We start from the raw sequence: 15,410 nt of genomic DNA, 5'->3' as shown, positions 1-15,410 counted from the left end.
AAAATAGGTAAAGAATTTTGCATAAGTGCTTATCAAGGAAACTTATCTTATATAGTAGATTTTATCGTTTCAAAGAGGTGTTGCATAGTAAGTCTCTTGTATCGACTTTTTTAATATCAGCTAGTACGCCTAGAATATGAAACCAACTACGAATTACGATGATGAATCAAAAACAAAAAGACCCCTATTTAACTCGGTGACGATTTTTTGTACTGCTTTCGCTTCTGGCGGATGACCGAACGGATCTCATGGATGCGCATGAGACGATAGATGCGCTTCTCATTGTATGCCGGCAGACCATGTCTGCGATTGACCGTTATGGTGATCCGTCGATAGTCATAGGTTCCGTTCACCTGGTCATAGAGGAGACGTATATCCTCTAGTAAGCTCAAGTTTTCCTCTTCGCGTACCGAGATGGCACGGTTCAGCCATTTATAATAGTGGGCCCGTAAGACCTGCGCGATCTCACAAAGGAGCACGACCGAGAATGTATCTGCTGTCGACAATTCTTCGATGGCTGTGTATCGCAGTTGTAGCCGGATTCGGCTGATCAATCTCTCCTCACGATCTCCTCTAACTTTTTTAGGGACAGGTTCTCGGCCCGCAGGCGCTCGTTCTCACGCTCGATCTGTTGGATGCGACGTTCTAGATTTTCCTCGTTGGTCAGTTCCTCTTCTGACTTCGTCTGTCCTCGCCGGTCCTCGAGTCCATGCACACCGTCGGTATCATATTTTTTCGTCCAGCCATAGACCTGCTGGTAAGGCCGTCCGTTGATAGTTTCGTTCATTCTCCAGGCAGTATCTGACGATCTCAATCCGTTCCTCGAACGTGGTCTTTCTCCCTTTTGTCATAGCTCGATCCATCCCTTATCTCGAATCTGTTAACTCGCTATGACTAGTATACTTCCTAATCCATTTTCGAAGAACAGACCCATCACTGATTTTATGGTTGGAGAGGATTTCCATCGTGGTGGCCCCGTCGAGATAGTCACGGACGGCAGCGATTTTCTGTTCCTTGGTATAAGGTCTCCATGTCTTTGATTCCTTCAACGCGTCGATCCCACACCGGTATCGAATTTGACTTTCCACATCCGGAGGGTATTCTCAGAGACGTTATGAGCCTCCATGATTTCCTTCCAAGTATATTTTTCTTCTTCCATCATGCGCAGCGCACCCAGTTTTTGTTCAATCGAATGCCGACTTCTCACCATAAAAAAACACTCCCCAATCAGATAAACAGATTTGTTATTTCATCTGTCTACCTATTGGGGAGAATATCAACTTACAAGAGGTCTTCTCCAATTAAAAAATGTTTTTCGGGAATTCAGATTCAGAAAATAGAATTTGAATAATCTTAATTTTATAGACCCGCTAATTTAAGAAGTTTTGGGCAATTATTACATCATACCGCCCATTCCACCCATGCCGCCCATGTCAGGCATGCCGCCAGCGCCTGCTGGTTCTGGCTTGTCTGCGATGACCGCTTCTGTAGTGAGGAACATGGCTGATACTGATGCCGCGTTTTGAAGCGCAGAGCGCGTCACTTTCGCTGGGTCGACGATACCGTATGCGATCATGTCGACGTACTCGCCAGTCGCGGCGTTGTAGCCGATGCCGACCGACTCGTTCTTGAGCTTCTCGACGATGACCGAACCTTCTTCACCCGCGTTTTCCGCGATTTGACGGACCGGTGACTCAAGCGCACGGAGGACGAGTTTGACACCTGTCGCTTCATCCGCTGTCACTTCAGAAAGAAGTGCGCGAACCGCTGGGATGACGTTGATGTAGGCTGTACCGCCACCTGCGACGATGCCTTCTTCGACCGCTGCGCGTGTCGCATTGAGCGCGTCTTCGATGCGAAGCTTGCGCTCTTTGAGTTCTGTTTCTGTCGCTGCGCCAACTTTGACGACGGCTACGCCGCCTGCGAGTTTCGCGAGACGCTCTTGAAGCTTCTCACGGTCGAAGTCAGACGATGTCTCTTCAATCTGGTTACGGATCGTTTGAACGCGCGATTTGATCGTTGCTTCATCGCCAGCACCTTCAACGATCGTTGTCGTGTCTTTCGTGACGACGACTTTCGATGCGCGTCCGAGCTGTTGGAGTGACGCCGACTTGAGCTCGAGACCGAGGTCTTCTGTGATGACTTGACCGCCTGTGAGCGTCGCAAGGTCTTCGAGCATCGCTTTACGACGGTCGCCGAATCCTGGTGCTTTGACCGCGACCGCGTTGAACGTACCACGGAGCTTGTTCAAGACGAGTGTCGCGAGCGCATCGCCTTCGATGTCTTCAGCGACGATCAAGATAGGTTTCCCTTGTTGCACGACTTGCTCGAGCACTGGAATGATTTCTTGGATGTTCGAGATCTTTTTATCTGTGATCAAGATGAACGGGTTGTCGAGCACCGCTTCCATCTTGTCTGAGTCTGAGATCATGTATGGTGACAAGTATCCACGATCGAACTGCATACCTTCAACAACATCGAGTTCAGTCGTGAAGCCGCGTGATTCTTCGATCGTGATGACGCCGTCGTTGCCGACACGTTCCATCGCTTCTGCGATCAACTCGCCCACTTCTTCGTCAGCTGCTGAAATGGCAGCAACTTGCGCGATTGCTTCTTTCGACGCGATTGGTTTCGAGATCGCTTTTAGTTCTTCGAGCGCACGGCGGACCGCTTTGTCGATCCCTTTACGAAGGATCATCGGGTTCGCGCCCGCTGTGACGTTTTTGAGACCTTCACGGATCATCGCTTGAGCGAGGACTGTCGCTGTCGTCGTACCGTCCCCTGCGACTTCGTTCGTCTTCGACGCGACTTCCGCGACGAGCTTCGCGCCCATGTTTTCGAAGTGATCTTCGAGTTCGATTTCTTTCGCGATCGTCACACCGTCATTCGTGATGAGTGGTGAGCCGAACTTCTTCTCGAGGACGACGTTACGTCCTTTCGGTCCGATTGTTACTTTTACCGCGTCAGCGAGTGCGTCGACACCGCGAAGCATCGCGTGACGTGCGTCTTCTGAGAATTTAATTTCTTTTGCCATTGTTCATTTCCCCCTAAAAAAGATTTTTGAAAAATGGTGAGTCTTAGCCTACGATTGCTAGAATGTCGCTCTCACGAACGATTAAGTATTCTTTTCCATCATGCTTCACTTCGGTACCCGCGTATTTCGAGTAGATGACCAAATCATTTTCTTTGACGTCGAGAGCGATCCGCTCGCCTTGGTCTGTCACGCGGCCTGTGCCGACTGCGAGGACCTTCCCTTGTTGCGGCTTTTCTTTCGCCGTGTCAGGAAGCACGATGCCTCCGATCGTCTTTTCTTCTTTCTCCACGACTTCGATGATAACGCGATCTCCTAGTGGTTTTAACATTGAAAAAACCTCCTCCGAATATGAATGATGTATCGTTGTATCGTAAGTTTTAGCACTCATCAAAATGGAGTGCTAACACTGTTTAGTGTAGTATGAGACGATGAAAAATGCAAGCGGGAACATCGAAAAATGCTTCCACTCGCGGTCAAGAGACCTTATTTGTTACAATGGTCAAAAGGAACGCTTAACTCTTGTGAATAAGGAAGTGTTGAATTGGCCACATTAAACTCAAACCAATCGATAAATACCCGGTTTTCGATGGCGCCTAACATTCGGATCCGGCACATCATCCCAATTCTCCTCTACGCGTTCGTGCAGTTCTTCCCGCTTCTCATTAGTGGAGTCCGTCCCGAGTGGATCACCCCGCTGTCGACCGGCCTTTGGTTCGCAATCGGCTTCAGTTTAACGATCGTCATCTCGTTCTTCTTGCTTTGGCCGGACTTGAAGCTGTATAAGCAACAAGGCATCCAGTCGAACTTAAACGACACGGTCAAATGGATCGGGCTCGGGATTTTGATGCAGTACGGGCTCGTCATCGTCGCCAACCTGATTGAGACCGCGATATCAGGTGATCTCGTAGGGTCACAAAACACCGAGCAAATCGCTGATATCGTCCGTCTCGTCCCAGTCATGACGCTCTCAGTCGTCTTGCTCGGACCGATTATGGAAGAGATTTTGTTCCGCCACATCCTGTTCGGGAACTTGAGCGCCCGGTTCGGGTTTTGGATCGCGTTTGCGGTCAGTTCACTCTTGTTCGCACTCATCCACGGCGACAACAAGATCCTTGTCTATGTGGCGATGAGCTTCGCCTTCACGGTCGCTTACGCCAAGACGCGTCGCTTGATCGTCCCGATCGCGATTCACGCGTTCAACAATGCGCTCGTCATGGTCGTACTATTTTTAATGTAGAAATGAGGTGGCACATATGCCGCGACACTTAAAAGTCATGTTTTTGTTCAGTCTCTCGTTCGGGATTCTGTTTACGGTCCTCGCCTACTACTCGGTGCAAGAGTACGGCTTCAGTTTCTGGACGTACTTCATCATCGCCGTAGCCGCTTACGACTTCTTCAAGGTGTACCAAATCTTGACGCTCGCTCGGAAAGAGAAAAAAGACGGGTCAGACAAATCTGCATAACGAAAGCCCGGGCTTAGGAGCTCGGGCTTTTCTTCATGTAAACAATATTTGTCGTATCAATCATTTCATCGAGTATGGCGCGTCGAAGCAAAAGACCCCGTCGTACCATCACCAATCCAACGATGACGTACAGCGTATCAAGTAACGGAACGGTCATCTCATCAAAGAACCAGATGACAACACAAAATACGAAAATCGTTGTGAAGGAGAGCGACGATACCAACTTCGAATCGACAGTCCGTTTCAGCGATATGACTGTCTCGGCGTCGAGCCGTTCAAGTTGCTCATGATAATACGTGTGCACGACAACACCGAACGCTACCCACGTGATCATGATGAACTCCCCATTCCACCATCCCAATACAAACACGATTGGGTTAAAGAGCAGAAACGCAAACAATAATTTTTTCCTCATTAAGTCCCTCCTCACGATACAGACGTCCTTCCGTTCTTCATTATAAAGTGAAATGAAATAAAGGCCTTCGTTCAACTCACGCTCGATTTGCCAATAGAGCAACTACGCGTCGAATGTCCGCTTCAGCCTATTGTCGTACCCGTTCTGTCATCTCGTCTTTGTCAAAGCCAGATGCCTTACCTCTCATCCTGTTCCTGTTCAACCGTTTGCTCATACGTATGTATCTCATTCATCAAGAACAGTCCTTTTGTCGCAAACAAATACGTCAACGCGGTCAGTGCGAACTGTTGTGTCGATTGCGTCACACGCGTCGCACCAAACCCGATTAAGAAGATCACAATGAACACGATGATTGCGACAAGCCATGTCTTCTCACTAGAGCGCCAAAACAAGCGTTCTCTGATCGAGGTCGGATACTGTCCGGCTTTTCGTCGGTGCCACCGATAAAACAGCACACTCGCGATGAGAAGCAATAGATGCGAGGACACACCGAATAGGACGGACCCAGCCACTAAGCCAATACTCACCGCTACTGCCATGTTACGTCCGCTCATCATTTCCCCTCCTCTGTTCAATCTATACGAAGAAAAATGATCAAAGTTTCATTCGCTTTTGAAAAAAACGTCAATCTACGTTATATTTGATAGACGGACTATCAAATAAGGAGAGATATTGATGAAGAAAGTACTTCTCGCGACGGTTGCTTCCCTGTTTCTCGTCGCCTGTTCAAACGCAGACGACCTGTCAACATACGAAGAATATGGCGTGCTCGAAGAGACGATTGATGTCGCACAATATGAACCGAAAGTCGAGACGGACAACGACGGCAACCGCGTCATCCTATTCTATGAAGATGAACGTGTGGCGTATAAAAGCGTCTATGTGAAAAACGAGCGTCATTTGAAAGTCATCAGCACGGACGCTGAAGCCCCGCTCTATAACGATACACTCTAAGACACAGCCCGCTTCTCAGGAAGCAGGCTGTGTCTTAATTCGCGTAATGAATCTGTTGCCCGGTGACGAGCGGATAAGCAATCAGCCGCGTCCCGTCTAAATCTTCATTGAACAGCGACACGGCCGTGATCTGGCTGTTCTCATACGTTTGATAATAATAGATGCCTCGGTCCATATTGCAGCAAGACGAATAGATCGTATATTCGAACGTCCCGTCCGCTGCCTCATTCAGCCCCCGTGTCTGCATCACCGTGTCCAGTAGCTTGAAGAACTGACTGACACTCTCCGACTCAGTCTGCCCGGAGACCGAATTGAATCTGGCGAACGTCGCTCGTACGAATCGCGACGTCGACGATAAGTCACCGGGTAAGCCATGACCGCCTAAGCCGAGGCAATACGCTTCGAGCTCGAGTGCTTTCGCAAACGTGTTGTCCGGTAGCTTCGTCGACACATGACGGTAGTCGTTCAAATTGAACAATTGATAGTCAAACGACGGATTGTTCGTCAACACGCCGACTGGGTTGTCGTAGACGCGCAACCCGTTTTTGAGCGGCTCCACGACGATCGACTGCTGTTGGTCGGCAATCATCCAATGGAGCGGATGCAGCCGCAGTTCATTGCTGAAATCGATGTTGACTAAGTTGATCGTCTCAAGTCGTTGCTTCGCCTCGCCCACCGTGGCACACTGTCCGAGTATCCACGGGATGAACTCGAACGGAGTCACGTTATCTAAACCGCTCGCCTCCGGTTTGAAGTCGGCGTTCCCCGGAAAATTAAGCCCGGCCATACTGAGACCTGTTTCATTCGTCGCTTCATAATAAAGCGGATAGTCATCGACGACCGTCGCCATTCCGATCATCGCGTAATGATGAGGGACGTCGCCCACGCGTCTATATGTGAAGGGATAGTTCCTAGGCGTGATCGTCACTTGTTCGTGATAGGAGACGTTCAGGTCAAGATTGCGGCCGAAATAGTGATCTTTTGTCGAATACGTGATGGCTGTACACATAACAGGACTCCTTCCGTTCCAAAACAGACAACGACACTCTTTGGTCTATTCACGTTATCTGGAGACTTCAACCACAGTTCCTGACGACAAAAGACCGGTCAAGCTGTCGCTTCACCGGTCTCGCTCGCTATGTTATACGTGACGTTCGACAGAAGGTTCCAGGTCTTGAAAAAACCAGAGACCAAAGCCCTTTAATCCGAAGACGAGCGCCAGTCCGTAATGCATGAGCGCGCGCAACGAATAGTCGATTGTCTCGACCCGAAACGAGATGAAGAACCCGATCATCAACGCGACAATCACGACGCGAAGCGTGAACGTACTTGCTTGTTCCCCGATGGCTTTCCCCGTCGCGTCACCCTGTGAATACGCCACGTCATGGCGCCAATAATAAAAAACTAACGCGAACGACATCAAAGTACTTTGAGGCACGTCCCCGAGCAGGAGTTCCACTACGACCATCCCGAGCATAACGCCCGTCCCTAGTTTCAGTACGTCTTGGTTCGAAAATTTCTCCCGAACACGAAGCATTACCGAACGCTTCTTCATAATACGATAAACCCGACCGTCAATAGTCCATACATGAAGCCAAGGACAATCACGCTGATGGCAATCGATTTATATTGCGGATACTTATGTAACACGACCGCTCCCGCGATGATGTGAATAAACGCGACGATGAACGTCAAAATGGCAAAGCCCATTTGGTTCTTCCTCTCTTCTAAAAAAATAAATAGAAATTCATGGGAATTCATCCGTTTCCCGGTACAATAAAGAATGCATTTATTATATCAATTTTTGGAAAGAAGGCACACCACACCATGAATTATTCACGTACCGATTTAACGACTGAGGAAATGCTCCTCGTCAACAGCGAAGTCGAGAAAAAGAAACGCAGTCTCGTCGTCGCTTATTTGCTCTGGTTCTTCCTCGGCGCTTTAGGCGCTCACCGCTTCTATTTCAAGAAAACAGGAACAGGCATTGCCATGCTCTTGATGGTCGTTTTGACGATTGGTTTTGGTGCCATCATCACAGGTATTTGGGCACTCGTCGACGCGTTCCTCATGCCTGGCTGGCAACAACGCGAAGTCGAGGCAATCGAAAGCGAAACGATCGCTTCGTTGAAAACTCGTAACGAGCAACAAGCAGCCTTTTAACGATCAGACGGCCACGCAATCGCGTGACCGTCTTTTTTCAGAAGTTATTCTCTTTCAAATAGAATGCGAAGTTACGATGCTTCCGCTCTTTCGTCGCGTAATGGATCCATAACCACGCGAGCGACTCGAGTTCACGGGCGAGCTTCAAGTGATGGAGCGTATGCGCGTCGAAGCCGATCTTCGAGGCCAAGCCTTGAACGGCCCGGACCGCCTCCTGCTCGTCCCCGGCGATGAACATCATCGACATGTTCGGGTTCTCCAAGTTCTCGACGCCGGTCTGGTTGAACGCTTTGACGATGCGGACGTGCGGGGCTAAGTCCTGCAGATGTTCGGCCCCGGACTTCCCTTCCGGCCGCTCGATCGCGTCAAACTCTTTGGCGATCGGGTTCGTCACATCGATGACGATCTTGTCGTCCAAATCCCGGAGCGACTGAATCAAATCGATCGCCGCCGCGAACGGAGTCGTCAGTAACAGAACGTCACTGTTTGACGCCACTTCTTGGAGCGACATCGTCCCTTCCCGTTCGGTCCGAGTCCCGTATAACACGTCATAGCCGACGTCCTCGAACTTGCGGCCAAGCGTCCGCCCGACCTTGCCGGCGCCTAATATCCCGATCTTCATGTATAAAGTCCCCCTTATAATTCTTCATCCGTCCGCGTGATCGTTCCACCGAGCTCGCTTGCGAGCCCGTCGAGCACCGACGGGTCGAACTCTTCCCCAATCCCCATCACACCGGTCTGCCCGGGCTCGATGTTGCCGACGGTCCGTTTGAACGTCTCTTGAATGCTTTGGACGTGCTTCAAGTCTTTCGTCCCGCCGATTAGTCCACCGGTCAGCGTCCCGAACAGAATCCCGAACGGACCCCCGAGGATACCAACTGCCATCCCAATCAACGCGCCTTTCGTCGACTTCGTCACCGGTTTCAACTGCACCGCATCCTCAAATGAAAACGCCCCGTTGTCCTCACGCTTGATGACGACGAGTTGTTCAAACCCGATGAGCCCGTCGGCGTGATACTTTTTCAACTTGCTGAACGCCTGATACGAAATCGACTCTTCTGGAAACGTGAACGTGACGATATGGTACGGCTGTTTTTCCTTCTTACTCATGTTGGCTCCTCCTTTTACAAACACAGGGACACATCAGCTTTCTTTTAGTTCTTCCCCGGGTTCAGACGAAAAAAAACCTAGTCCGAAGACTAGGTGTTCAAGGACGTTTCTCATTCAATTCGTAATGCGAGTACGGGATACAGAGCGGCGTCCCGTACAGCGGGTCTTTCGTGACGACGACTTTTAAGCCGAAGACGTCGTTCATGAACGTCTCATCGACGACGTCGTTCGGACTGCCCTGACGATACACGTTGCCGCCCGCGAGTGCGATGACGTGATCGGCGTAACGACAAGCGAGATGCAGGTCGTGGAGCACCATGATGATCGTCTTGCCTTCCAACCGGTTCAACCGGTACATCAAGTCGAGGATCTCGATTTGGTGCGACATGTCGAGATACGTCGTCGGCTCATCGAGAAGGATTGTCTCCGACTCTTGGGCAAGCGCGAGGGCGATCCAGACGCGTTGCTTCTGCCCACCCGACAAGTTGCTGACGAGCGTGTCCCGGAGCGAGACCGTGTCTGTGAAGGCGAGCGCTCGCTCGACGGCGCGCTCATCGTCTTCCGAATAGCGCTTGAAGAACGTCTGATACGGATAACGGCCGAAGCGGACGAGCTGTTCAACGGTCAGGCCGTCCGGAGCGACGTTCACTTGCGGCATAAACGCCATGAGCCGGGCCGCCTCCTTCGCCCGGTAAGCGTCAAGCGGCTTATCGCGGAACGAGACCGTGCCTGCCAAAGCGGCGCGTTGCCTGGCGAGCGTCGATAAGAGGGTCGACTTCCCGCACCCGTTCGCGCCGATGAGCACGGTGATCTTTCCGTGTGGGATCGAGAACGTCAAATCGTCGAGCACCGTCTTCTGCTCATAGCCGATGGCGACTTGCTGTAAATCAAATGTATTCATCTCATGCTTCCTTTCATCATACGGCGAAGTAAATAGAAGAAGTACGGCGCACCGATGACGGCTGTCATCACACCGGTCCGGAGCTCATACGGATAAAAGATTGTCCGCCCGATCGCGTCCGCCAACACGACGATCGTCGCCCCGACGAGGAGTGTCGCCCAAACATAAGGCAGTTTCAATCCTTGACGGGCGATGTGCGGTGCCATCAGTCCGACGAAGCCGATGGCGCCGACGAAGGCGACACCGACGCCGGCAAGTAGGCACGACAACAAGAGTGTCCCCCGCTGGATCCCGCGCACCGGCACCCCGATGCTCGTCGCGACCGCCTCACTGATATGGAGCGGCCGGACGTGCCGTTCAATTAAGAAAGCGGCAAGTAAAAACAGGATCGCGAGCGGGACCATGATCGTCAGTTGCTTCCACGTCGCTGCGTACACCGTACCGGTCAACCATTGTTGGATATCGTTCTTCCGGTAAACGTTCGAGGCGAGCATCATGAACTGGACGATGCCTTGCGAGAAGATGCTGATCCCGATCCCGATGAGTGCGAGCCGGACCGGCGGGACACCGCGCTTCAATAAATAAAACAGAAACGCCCCGACCGCGAGCGCACCGGCAAATGAGGCGAACGGGATATAGGCGAGCGGGACGGACAATTGATTCGTCCGCTCGTCGGTGAAGACGGTGAAGAACGTCGCCGTCGCCACCCCTGCCCCGCCGACGATCCCGAAAATCTCGGGCGAGGCGAGTTCGTTCTTGATCGTAAGCTGTAACAAATGCCCACTGACGGCGAGACAAGCCCCGGCGGTGATCGCCATCAAGACGCGCGGCATCCGGAACTCGAAGACGATGAGCTCCGCGAACGCATCACCCGATCCAACGAAAAGTGCCCCGAGTGACCACGGCGTCAAAAACGTTTCTCCGATGGCGAGACCTAAATAAATGGCAATGATGAGACCGATAAGTAAAGCGACCGCCAAGACGATTTCACGCCTCCTGAGCGTGAACGAGAACGGGCCTTTTCGAAAACTGTATGATTTCATGACTTAAAGACTCCTTGTCTAGCACTGACGAGATAGATGAAGAAAGCTCCACCGATGACGGCGAGCACGACACCGACCGTGACTTCGCGGGGGAATAAAATGACACGTCCGAAAATATCGGCCGCGAGCAACAGCACACTTCCGAGCAGGGCGCTCCCGAGCAACCTCGCGAAAAACGCCGTACCGAACATGTACCTAGCGAGGTGCGGGGCGAGCAGTCCGACAAAAGCGATCGGACCGGCCAGCGCGACACCGAACGCCGACAAGATGACGGCGAGCGTCACGGCGACGAATTTCACAACACCGACGTTTTGACCGAGCGAACGGGCGACTTGATCACCGAGCGACAACGTCTCAAGTTCTTTACTGATGAAGATGACGAGCACGGTCGCGCCAATCATCCATGGCAAGAGCGTCGTCACGAGCGTCAGCGATCGTCCCGCGACCGACCCGGTCAGCCAAAATAGCACTTCGTCGAGCGCCCCTTCCTCATACGCGATAATCGATTGGGTGAACGAGCTGAACAGCGCCGCGAGCGATGCACCGGCGAGCGTCATGTACATGACGTTGCCACCGTTCGCGCTGAGGAGATACACGATGACACCGGCGATGAAAGCGCCAATGAGTGCGGCCGTCGTGAACGAGGCGATGCTGCTGAACCCGAACAACGTCACGAGCACGATGGCAAGACTCGCCCCGGCGTTGACGGCTAAAATATCGGGTGACGCGAGCGGGTTGCGCGTCACGAGTTGAAACAAGAGTCCGGCCAAGCCGAGGACACTCCCGACGACGAGGGCGACGGCGGTCCGCGGAATCCGGTTGTCCTCTAAGGCGATCATCGCCTTTGAAGATACGTCACCGCCTAAGCCGAGCACGTCTTCGTGACCGACCGGGATGACGCCGACCCGTAAACTGATATAACTCAAGATTGGTAATGCAATGATCAAGGCAAATAGTTTGATCCACGGTTTCATCATTTCCTCACTTCTTTCCTCCCCTACCATAGCAAAATCTCGCTGTTAGAAAAAGGGGTTGACAGTGATAATCATTATCACTTATATTCGGGAAGGAAAACTTACTATTCAAAGGAGACTTTATTCATATGAAAAAACTTGGATTAGCGTTACTTACGCTCTGTCTGACCGTCGTCCTCGCTGCTTGCGGCGGGTCGGAAGAGGCAAGCAACTCGAACGAATCAGAAGAAGCAGCGACACGCACGGTCGAGCACGCCATGGGCACGGCTGAAGTCCCAACAGAACCGAAACGCGTCGTCGTCTTGACGAACGAAGGGACCGAGGCGTTGATCGCCCTCGGCGTCAAACAAGTCGGTGCCGTCAAATCATGGAACGGTGACCCATGGTACCCGCACATCGAGTCTGAGATGACAGATGTGACGGAAGTCGGGACAGAGAGCGAGGTCAACCTCGAGGCGATCGCGAAACTCGATCCAGACCTCATCATCGGTACGAAACTTCGCCAAGAGAACATCTATGACAAACTGAACGCGATCGCACCGACGGTCATGTCAGAGACGCTCAAAGGCGACTGGCAAGAGAACTTCGCGCTTTACGCGAACGCCCTCAACCTCGAAGACAAAGGAAAAGATGTGTTAGCTGACTACGACCAACACGTCGAAGACACGAAAACTGAGCTCGGCGACGCCGTGAACAAAGAATTGTCGGTCGTCCGTTTCCTTCCTGGCGCGTCACGCATCTACTTCACGGACAGCTTCTCAGGCGTCATCTTAGGTGACGTCGGCGTCAAACGCCCAGCGTCACAAGACCGCACGGAATTCGCTGAAGAAGTCACGATGGAACGCATCCCCGAAATGGACGGCGACCATATCGTCTACTTCACATACGGCGGTGCGGACGGATCGAAGACGGCCGAAGAATGGCAGTCGAACCAGCTTTGGAAAGACTTGAAAGCCGTCAAGGCCGGTGAAGTGACCGAAGTGAGCGACGATACGTGGAACACGTCAGGCGGCGTCTTGTCAGCCAACGAAGTGCTCGACGAACTCGTCACCATCTTGAAATAAGCACAAGCGCGCCAAATCGGCGCGCTTTTTTTTATACACATATGGTAAAATTTACATATCAAATTCGAGATGGGAGTCTACTTTATGCAACGTGCTCTTCGAAAATCCGCGACCGACCGTTCTCTCGCCGGTGTCTGCGGCGGCATCGCCGAGTACTTCGGCATGTCCTCGCTCGGCGTCCGGTTACTCTTTCTTATCATGCCCGGAAACATCCTCGTCTACATCATCCTCGCCAACTCGATGCAGGACGCGCCACGTTACCTATAAAAAAAAGATTCGAAAGCGGCTGCTTTCGAATCTTTTGCGTTATGCGTTGACTTTGTCTTTCATCGCCGCGAGCGCTCCACTGTTGATGAAGTGCCACGGCTTGTTGTAGTGCGGCTGGAAGAAGAAGTCGACGTAGGCGAGCTCTTCGACCGTCATCTCGTTTTGGATCGCGAGCGACAACGTGTTGACCGCTTGCGTCATATCCGCTTTCGAGAGCACTTGTCCCCCGACGACACGATGTGTGCCGACTTCATAGACGAGTTTGAACTGGACCGGCTCCGACGTCGGCATGAACTCAGGACGGTACGCGTCCTCGATCACGACGCTCTCGACGTCGAGGCCGAACAATCCGGCCGCTTCTTCCGTGAGGCCTGACGAGGCGATGTTCCAGTCATAGAGACGGAGTCCCGACGTCCCTTGTGTCCCTTGGTAACGGACACGTGGTGTGACGAGGTTCTCGGCGACGAGCGTACCCATGCGGACGGCGTTCGTCGCGAGCGGGATGTAAGCATGTGTGCGCGCCGGGTTGTAGTAGACGGCACAGCTGTCACCGGCTGCGAAGACGTCCGGGTTGCTCGTGCGCATATATTCGTCGACGATGATGGCGCCGTTGCCGAGCATGTCGACTTGTCCTGCGAGCAGTCCCGTGTTCGGGCGGAAACCGACACATAGAATGACGAGGTCGGCTTCGAACTCACCTTTGTCGGTGACGACGTGCGTGACGTTTCCGTCTGTGCCGCGGAACGCTTCGACCGTTTGGCTGAGCTCAAGGTCGATACCGCGTGACGTCATGTCGGCTTCAAGTTGGTCCGTGAACGACTTGTCGAGGTACTTGTTCAAGATGCGGTCAGCACTGTCGATGAACGTGACGTGCTTGCCGTACACTTCGAACGCCTCGACGAGCTCGACGCCGATATAGCCGGCACCGATGACGGCGATATTTGTCGCACCCTTAGCCCGCTCGATGATGCGCTGAGCGTGACCATAGTTTTTGCAAAGTTCGATCCCAGTCATCTCGATGCCAGGTAGCGTCGGGACGATCGGCCAAGATCCTGTCGTCACGATCAAACGGTCGAACGTGTCATATACGTCTGCACCCGTCTCGAGGTTTTTGGCGTGGACCGTCTTCGCTTCCGCATCGATGTTCAACACGTCATGCTTCATGCGCATCGTCGCGCCGAGTTCTTCGAGCTCGGTCGGTGATGAGTAGAACAATTCTTCAGCGCGTTTGACGACGCCGCCGACGTGGAGGGCGATCCCACACGAGAGGAAGCTGACGTTGTCGTTCCGCTCATACACGGTGATGTCGAGATTGTCGTGCTTGGCGAGTAAGCCTTTGACTGCTGCTGTTCCTGCGTGTGTACATCCGATGACTGCGATTTTCATATGGTAGTCTCTCCTTTGAGTTGTAGGCAAGTTAGTGTTTGTGACAAATATCACATTCGCTTTCTGAACTTAGTGTACTATTTCACAAGAAGGTTTGACAATCCCTTTGCTCAGTTTTTCACGTAATTATGTCTAAAGTTTGAACGACGGTTATGACGACAAAAAAACCGCTCCGCGACCGGAACGGTTTTGATCATGAATTGGACGTGCGTCTCGCTTTCACCCAGTGATAGATGACGACACCGATATAGGTGACGAGCCCGATCACGTACAAACTGAAACCGATCAAACTCCAGCCCATCCCGTCCCAGCCCCGGACGAAGACGAGCCCGACCATGAACAGGACATAGCCCATCACCACGAGCGTCAACGGAAAGACGAGTCTCCGCCTGTATAGTAACTTCAAAAAAGATAGCACGACGAGTAAGAGCACCGTCGTCAACATCCCTGTGACGATGAGCGCGTCCCCGTAATATTCCCAAGCCATCGCTTCTCCCCCTGACGTGTGTTTGATTGGTTTCTATCTTAACATGTGACAAGAGTACTTCCTTGTTGCAGAAAAAGCGTTTACGACCAATATCACTTAGAACATGTGGTTTCAGTACGACATTTTGCGACCAAAAAGCACCGTTATGC

The 15,410-nt window shown here is 52.1% G+C and carries 20 protein-coding genes and 1 pseudogene; 6 read left to right on the top strand and 15 right to left on the bottom strand.

The window, feature by feature from the left end; all coding sequences use genetic code 11:
• Nucleotides 1-194: 194 nt before the first annotated feature.
• The 3 genes and pseudogenes from EVJ21_RS13500 to groES form a co-directional block, all read right to left on the bottom strand.
• Nucleotides 195-1,210 (bottom strand): annotated as a pseudogene (locus tag EVJ21_RS13500) (helix-turn-helix domain-containing protein); the annotation flags it as partial.
• A gap of 186 nt (nucleotides 1,211-1,396) precedes the next feature.
• On the bottom strand, nucleotides 1,397-3,034 hold the full coding sequence (gene groL, locus EVJ21_RS13495) for a chaperonin GroEL (RefSeq protein ID WP_131490689.1): 1,638 nt from the start codon (nucleotides 3,032-3,034) through the stop codon (nucleotides 1,397-1,399).
• Nucleotides 3,035-3,077: 43 nt separating this feature from the next.
• Entirely contained in the window at nucleotides 3,078-3,362 is a 285-nt protein-coding gene (gene groES / locus EVJ21_RS13490) for a co-chaperone GroES (RefSeq protein WP_016510840.1), read from the bottom strand.
• 213 nt (nucleotides 3,363-3,575) lie between these two features.
• On the opposite strand from groES, the gene EVJ21_RS13485 reads away from it, so the two are divergent.
• Nucleotides 3,576-4,271, top strand: coding sequence for a CPBP family intramembrane glutamic endopeptidase (locus EVJ21_RS13485; RefSeq protein WP_236635546.1), 696 nt, complete (start codon nucleotides 3,576-3,578; stop codon nucleotides 4,269-4,271).
• Nucleotides 4,272-4,287: 16 nt separating this feature from the next.
• On the top strand, nucleotides 4,288-4,497 hold the full coding sequence (locus EVJ21_RS13480; RefSeq protein WP_070329018.1) for a YdiK family protein: 210 nt from the start codon (nucleotides 4,288-4,290) through the stop codon (nucleotides 4,495-4,497).
• Nucleotides 4,498-4,510: 13 nt separating this feature from the next.
• Here the strand turns inward: EVJ21_RS13480 and EVJ21_RS13475 are convergent, their stop codons facing one another.
• Entirely contained in the window at nucleotides 4,511-4,912 is a 402-nt protein-coding gene (locus EVJ21_RS13475) for a hypothetical protein (protein ID WP_131490688.1), read from the bottom strand.
• A gap of 176 nt (nucleotides 4,913-5,088) precedes the next feature.
• On the bottom strand, nucleotides 5,089-5,466 hold the full coding sequence (locus EVJ21_RS13470; protein WP_131490687.1) for a hypothetical protein: 378 nt from the start codon (nucleotides 5,464-5,466) through the stop codon (nucleotides 5,089-5,091).
• A 121-nt stretch (nucleotides 5,467-5,587) separates the two neighbouring features.
• Between EVJ21_RS13470 and EVJ21_RS13465 the strand changes: the two genes are divergently transcribed.
• Nucleotides 5,588-5,866 (top strand): hypothetical protein, encoded by a 279-nt coding sequence (locus EVJ21_RS13465; RefSeq protein ID WP_131490686.1) that lies wholly within the window; start codon nucleotides 5,588-5,590, stop codon nucleotides 5,864-5,866.
• Between the two features lie 34 nt (nucleotides 5,867-5,900).
• On the opposite strand, the gene bsh is transcribed toward EVJ21_RS13465, so the two are convergent.
• The 3 genes from bsh to EVJ21_RS15465 form a co-directional block, all read right to left on the bottom strand.
• On the bottom strand, nucleotides 5,901-6,875 hold the full coding sequence (bsh, locus tag EVJ21_RS13460; protein ID WP_131441538.1) for a choloylglycine hydrolase: 975 nt from the start codon (nucleotides 6,873-6,875) through the stop codon (nucleotides 5,901-5,903).
• Nucleotides 6,876-7,007: 132 nt separating this feature from the next.
• Complete coding sequence (locus tag EVJ21_RS13455) at nucleotides 7,008-7,403, bottom strand: hypothetical protein (protein ID WP_131458207.1); 396 nt, start codon at nucleotides 7,401-7,403, stop codon at nucleotides 7,008-7,010.
• A 14-nt stretch (nucleotides 7,404-7,417) separates the two neighbouring features.
• The gene (locus tag EVJ21_RS15465; RefSeq protein WP_016509914.1) at nucleotides 7,418-7,576 is read right to left on the bottom strand and encodes a hypothetical protein; all 159 of its coding nucleotides are present in this window, start codon (nucleotides 7,574-7,576) and stop codon (nucleotides 7,418-7,420) included.
• 117 nt (nucleotides 7,577-7,693) lie between these two features.
• On the opposite strand from EVJ21_RS15465, the gene EVJ21_RS13450 reads away from it, so the two are divergent.
• Nucleotides 7,694-8,029 (top strand): TM2 domain-containing protein, encoded by a 336-nt coding sequence (locus EVJ21_RS13450; RefSeq protein ID WP_131466356.1) that lies wholly within the window; start codon nucleotides 7,694-7,696, stop codon nucleotides 8,027-8,029.
• 37 nt (nucleotides 8,030-8,066) lie between these two features.
• Here the strand turns inward: EVJ21_RS13450 and EVJ21_RS13445 are convergent, their stop codons facing one another.
• From EVJ21_RS13445 to EVJ21_RS13425, 5 genes are all read right to left on the bottom strand, one after another.
• On the bottom strand, nucleotides 8,067-8,651 hold the full coding sequence (locus EVJ21_RS13445; RefSeq protein WP_071399018.1) for an NADPH-dependent F420 reductase: 585 nt from the start codon (nucleotides 8,649-8,651) through the stop codon (nucleotides 8,067-8,069).
• A 14-nt stretch (nucleotides 8,652-8,665) separates the two neighbouring features.
• Nucleotides 8,666-9,139 carry a hypothetical protein gene (locus EVJ21_RS13440; RefSeq protein WP_131466358.1) on the bottom strand — a complete coding sequence of 158 codons (474 nt, stop codon included), beginning with the start codon at nucleotides 9,137-9,139 and terminating at the stop codon, nucleotides 8,666-8,668.
• A gap of 97 nt (nucleotides 9,140-9,236) precedes the next feature.
• A complete protein-coding gene (locus EVJ21_RS13435) occupies nucleotides 9,237-10,040 on the bottom strand; it encodes an ABC transporter ATP-binding protein (RefSeq protein ID WP_131490685.1) in 804 nt (267 codons plus the stop codon).
• Nucleotides 10,037-11,083 carry a FecCD family ABC transporter permease gene (locus tag EVJ21_RS13430; RefSeq protein ID WP_131490684.1) on the bottom strand — a complete coding sequence of 349 codons (1,047 nt, stop codon included), beginning with the start codon at nucleotides 11,081-11,083 and terminating at the stop codon, nucleotides 10,037-10,039. The genes EVJ21_RS13435 and EVJ21_RS13430 overlap by 4 nt, the downstream gene beginning before the upstream one ends.
• On the bottom strand, nucleotides 11,080-12,060 hold the full coding sequence (locus EVJ21_RS13425; protein WP_131489031.1) for a FecCD family ABC transporter permease: 981 nt from the start codon (nucleotides 12,058-12,060) through the stop codon (nucleotides 11,080-11,082). Before EVJ21_RS13425 ends, EVJ21_RS13430 begins: the two co-directional genes overlap by 4 nt.
• Before the next feature lie 125 nt (nucleotides 12,061-12,185).
• Between EVJ21_RS13425 and EVJ21_RS13420 the strand changes: the two genes are divergently transcribed.
• Entirely contained in the window at nucleotides 12,186-13,121 is a 936-nt protein-coding gene (locus EVJ21_RS13420; protein ID WP_131490683.1) for an ABC transporter substrate-binding protein, read from the top strand.
• A gap of 84 nt (nucleotides 13,122-13,205) precedes the next feature.
• Nucleotides 13,206-13,388, top strand: coding sequence for a PspC domain-containing protein (locus tag EVJ21_RS13415; protein WP_035386443.1), 183 nt, complete (start codon nucleotides 13,206-13,208; stop codon nucleotides 13,386-13,388).
• A gap of 39 nt (nucleotides 13,389-13,427) precedes the next feature.
• Here EVJ21_RS13415 and EVJ21_RS13410 read toward each other — a convergent pair whose 3' ends face one another.
• Both EVJ21_RS13410 and EVJ21_RS13405 read right to left on the bottom strand, forming a co-directional pair.
• On the bottom strand, nucleotides 13,428-14,774 hold the full coding sequence (locus EVJ21_RS13410; RefSeq protein WP_131466550.1) for an FAD-dependent oxidoreductase: 1,347 nt from the start codon (nucleotides 14,772-14,774) through the stop codon (nucleotides 13,428-13,430).
• A gap of 193 nt (nucleotides 14,775-14,967) precedes the next feature.
• On the bottom strand, nucleotides 14,968-15,261 hold the full coding sequence (locus tag EVJ21_RS13405; RefSeq protein WP_070328996.1) for a YesK family protein: 294 nt from the start codon (nucleotides 15,259-15,261) through the stop codon (nucleotides 14,968-14,970).
• Nucleotides 15,262-15,410: the final 149 nt, after the last annotated feature.

This window comes from Exiguobacterium sp. SH0S2 (assembly GCF_004337185.1).
Taxonomy (GTDB): domain Bacteria; phylum Bacillota; class Bacilli; order Exiguobacteriales; family Exiguobacteriaceae; genus Exiguobacterium; species Exiguobacterium aurantiacum_A.
This window is presented reverse-complemented; position numbering and strand designations above follow the sequence as displayed.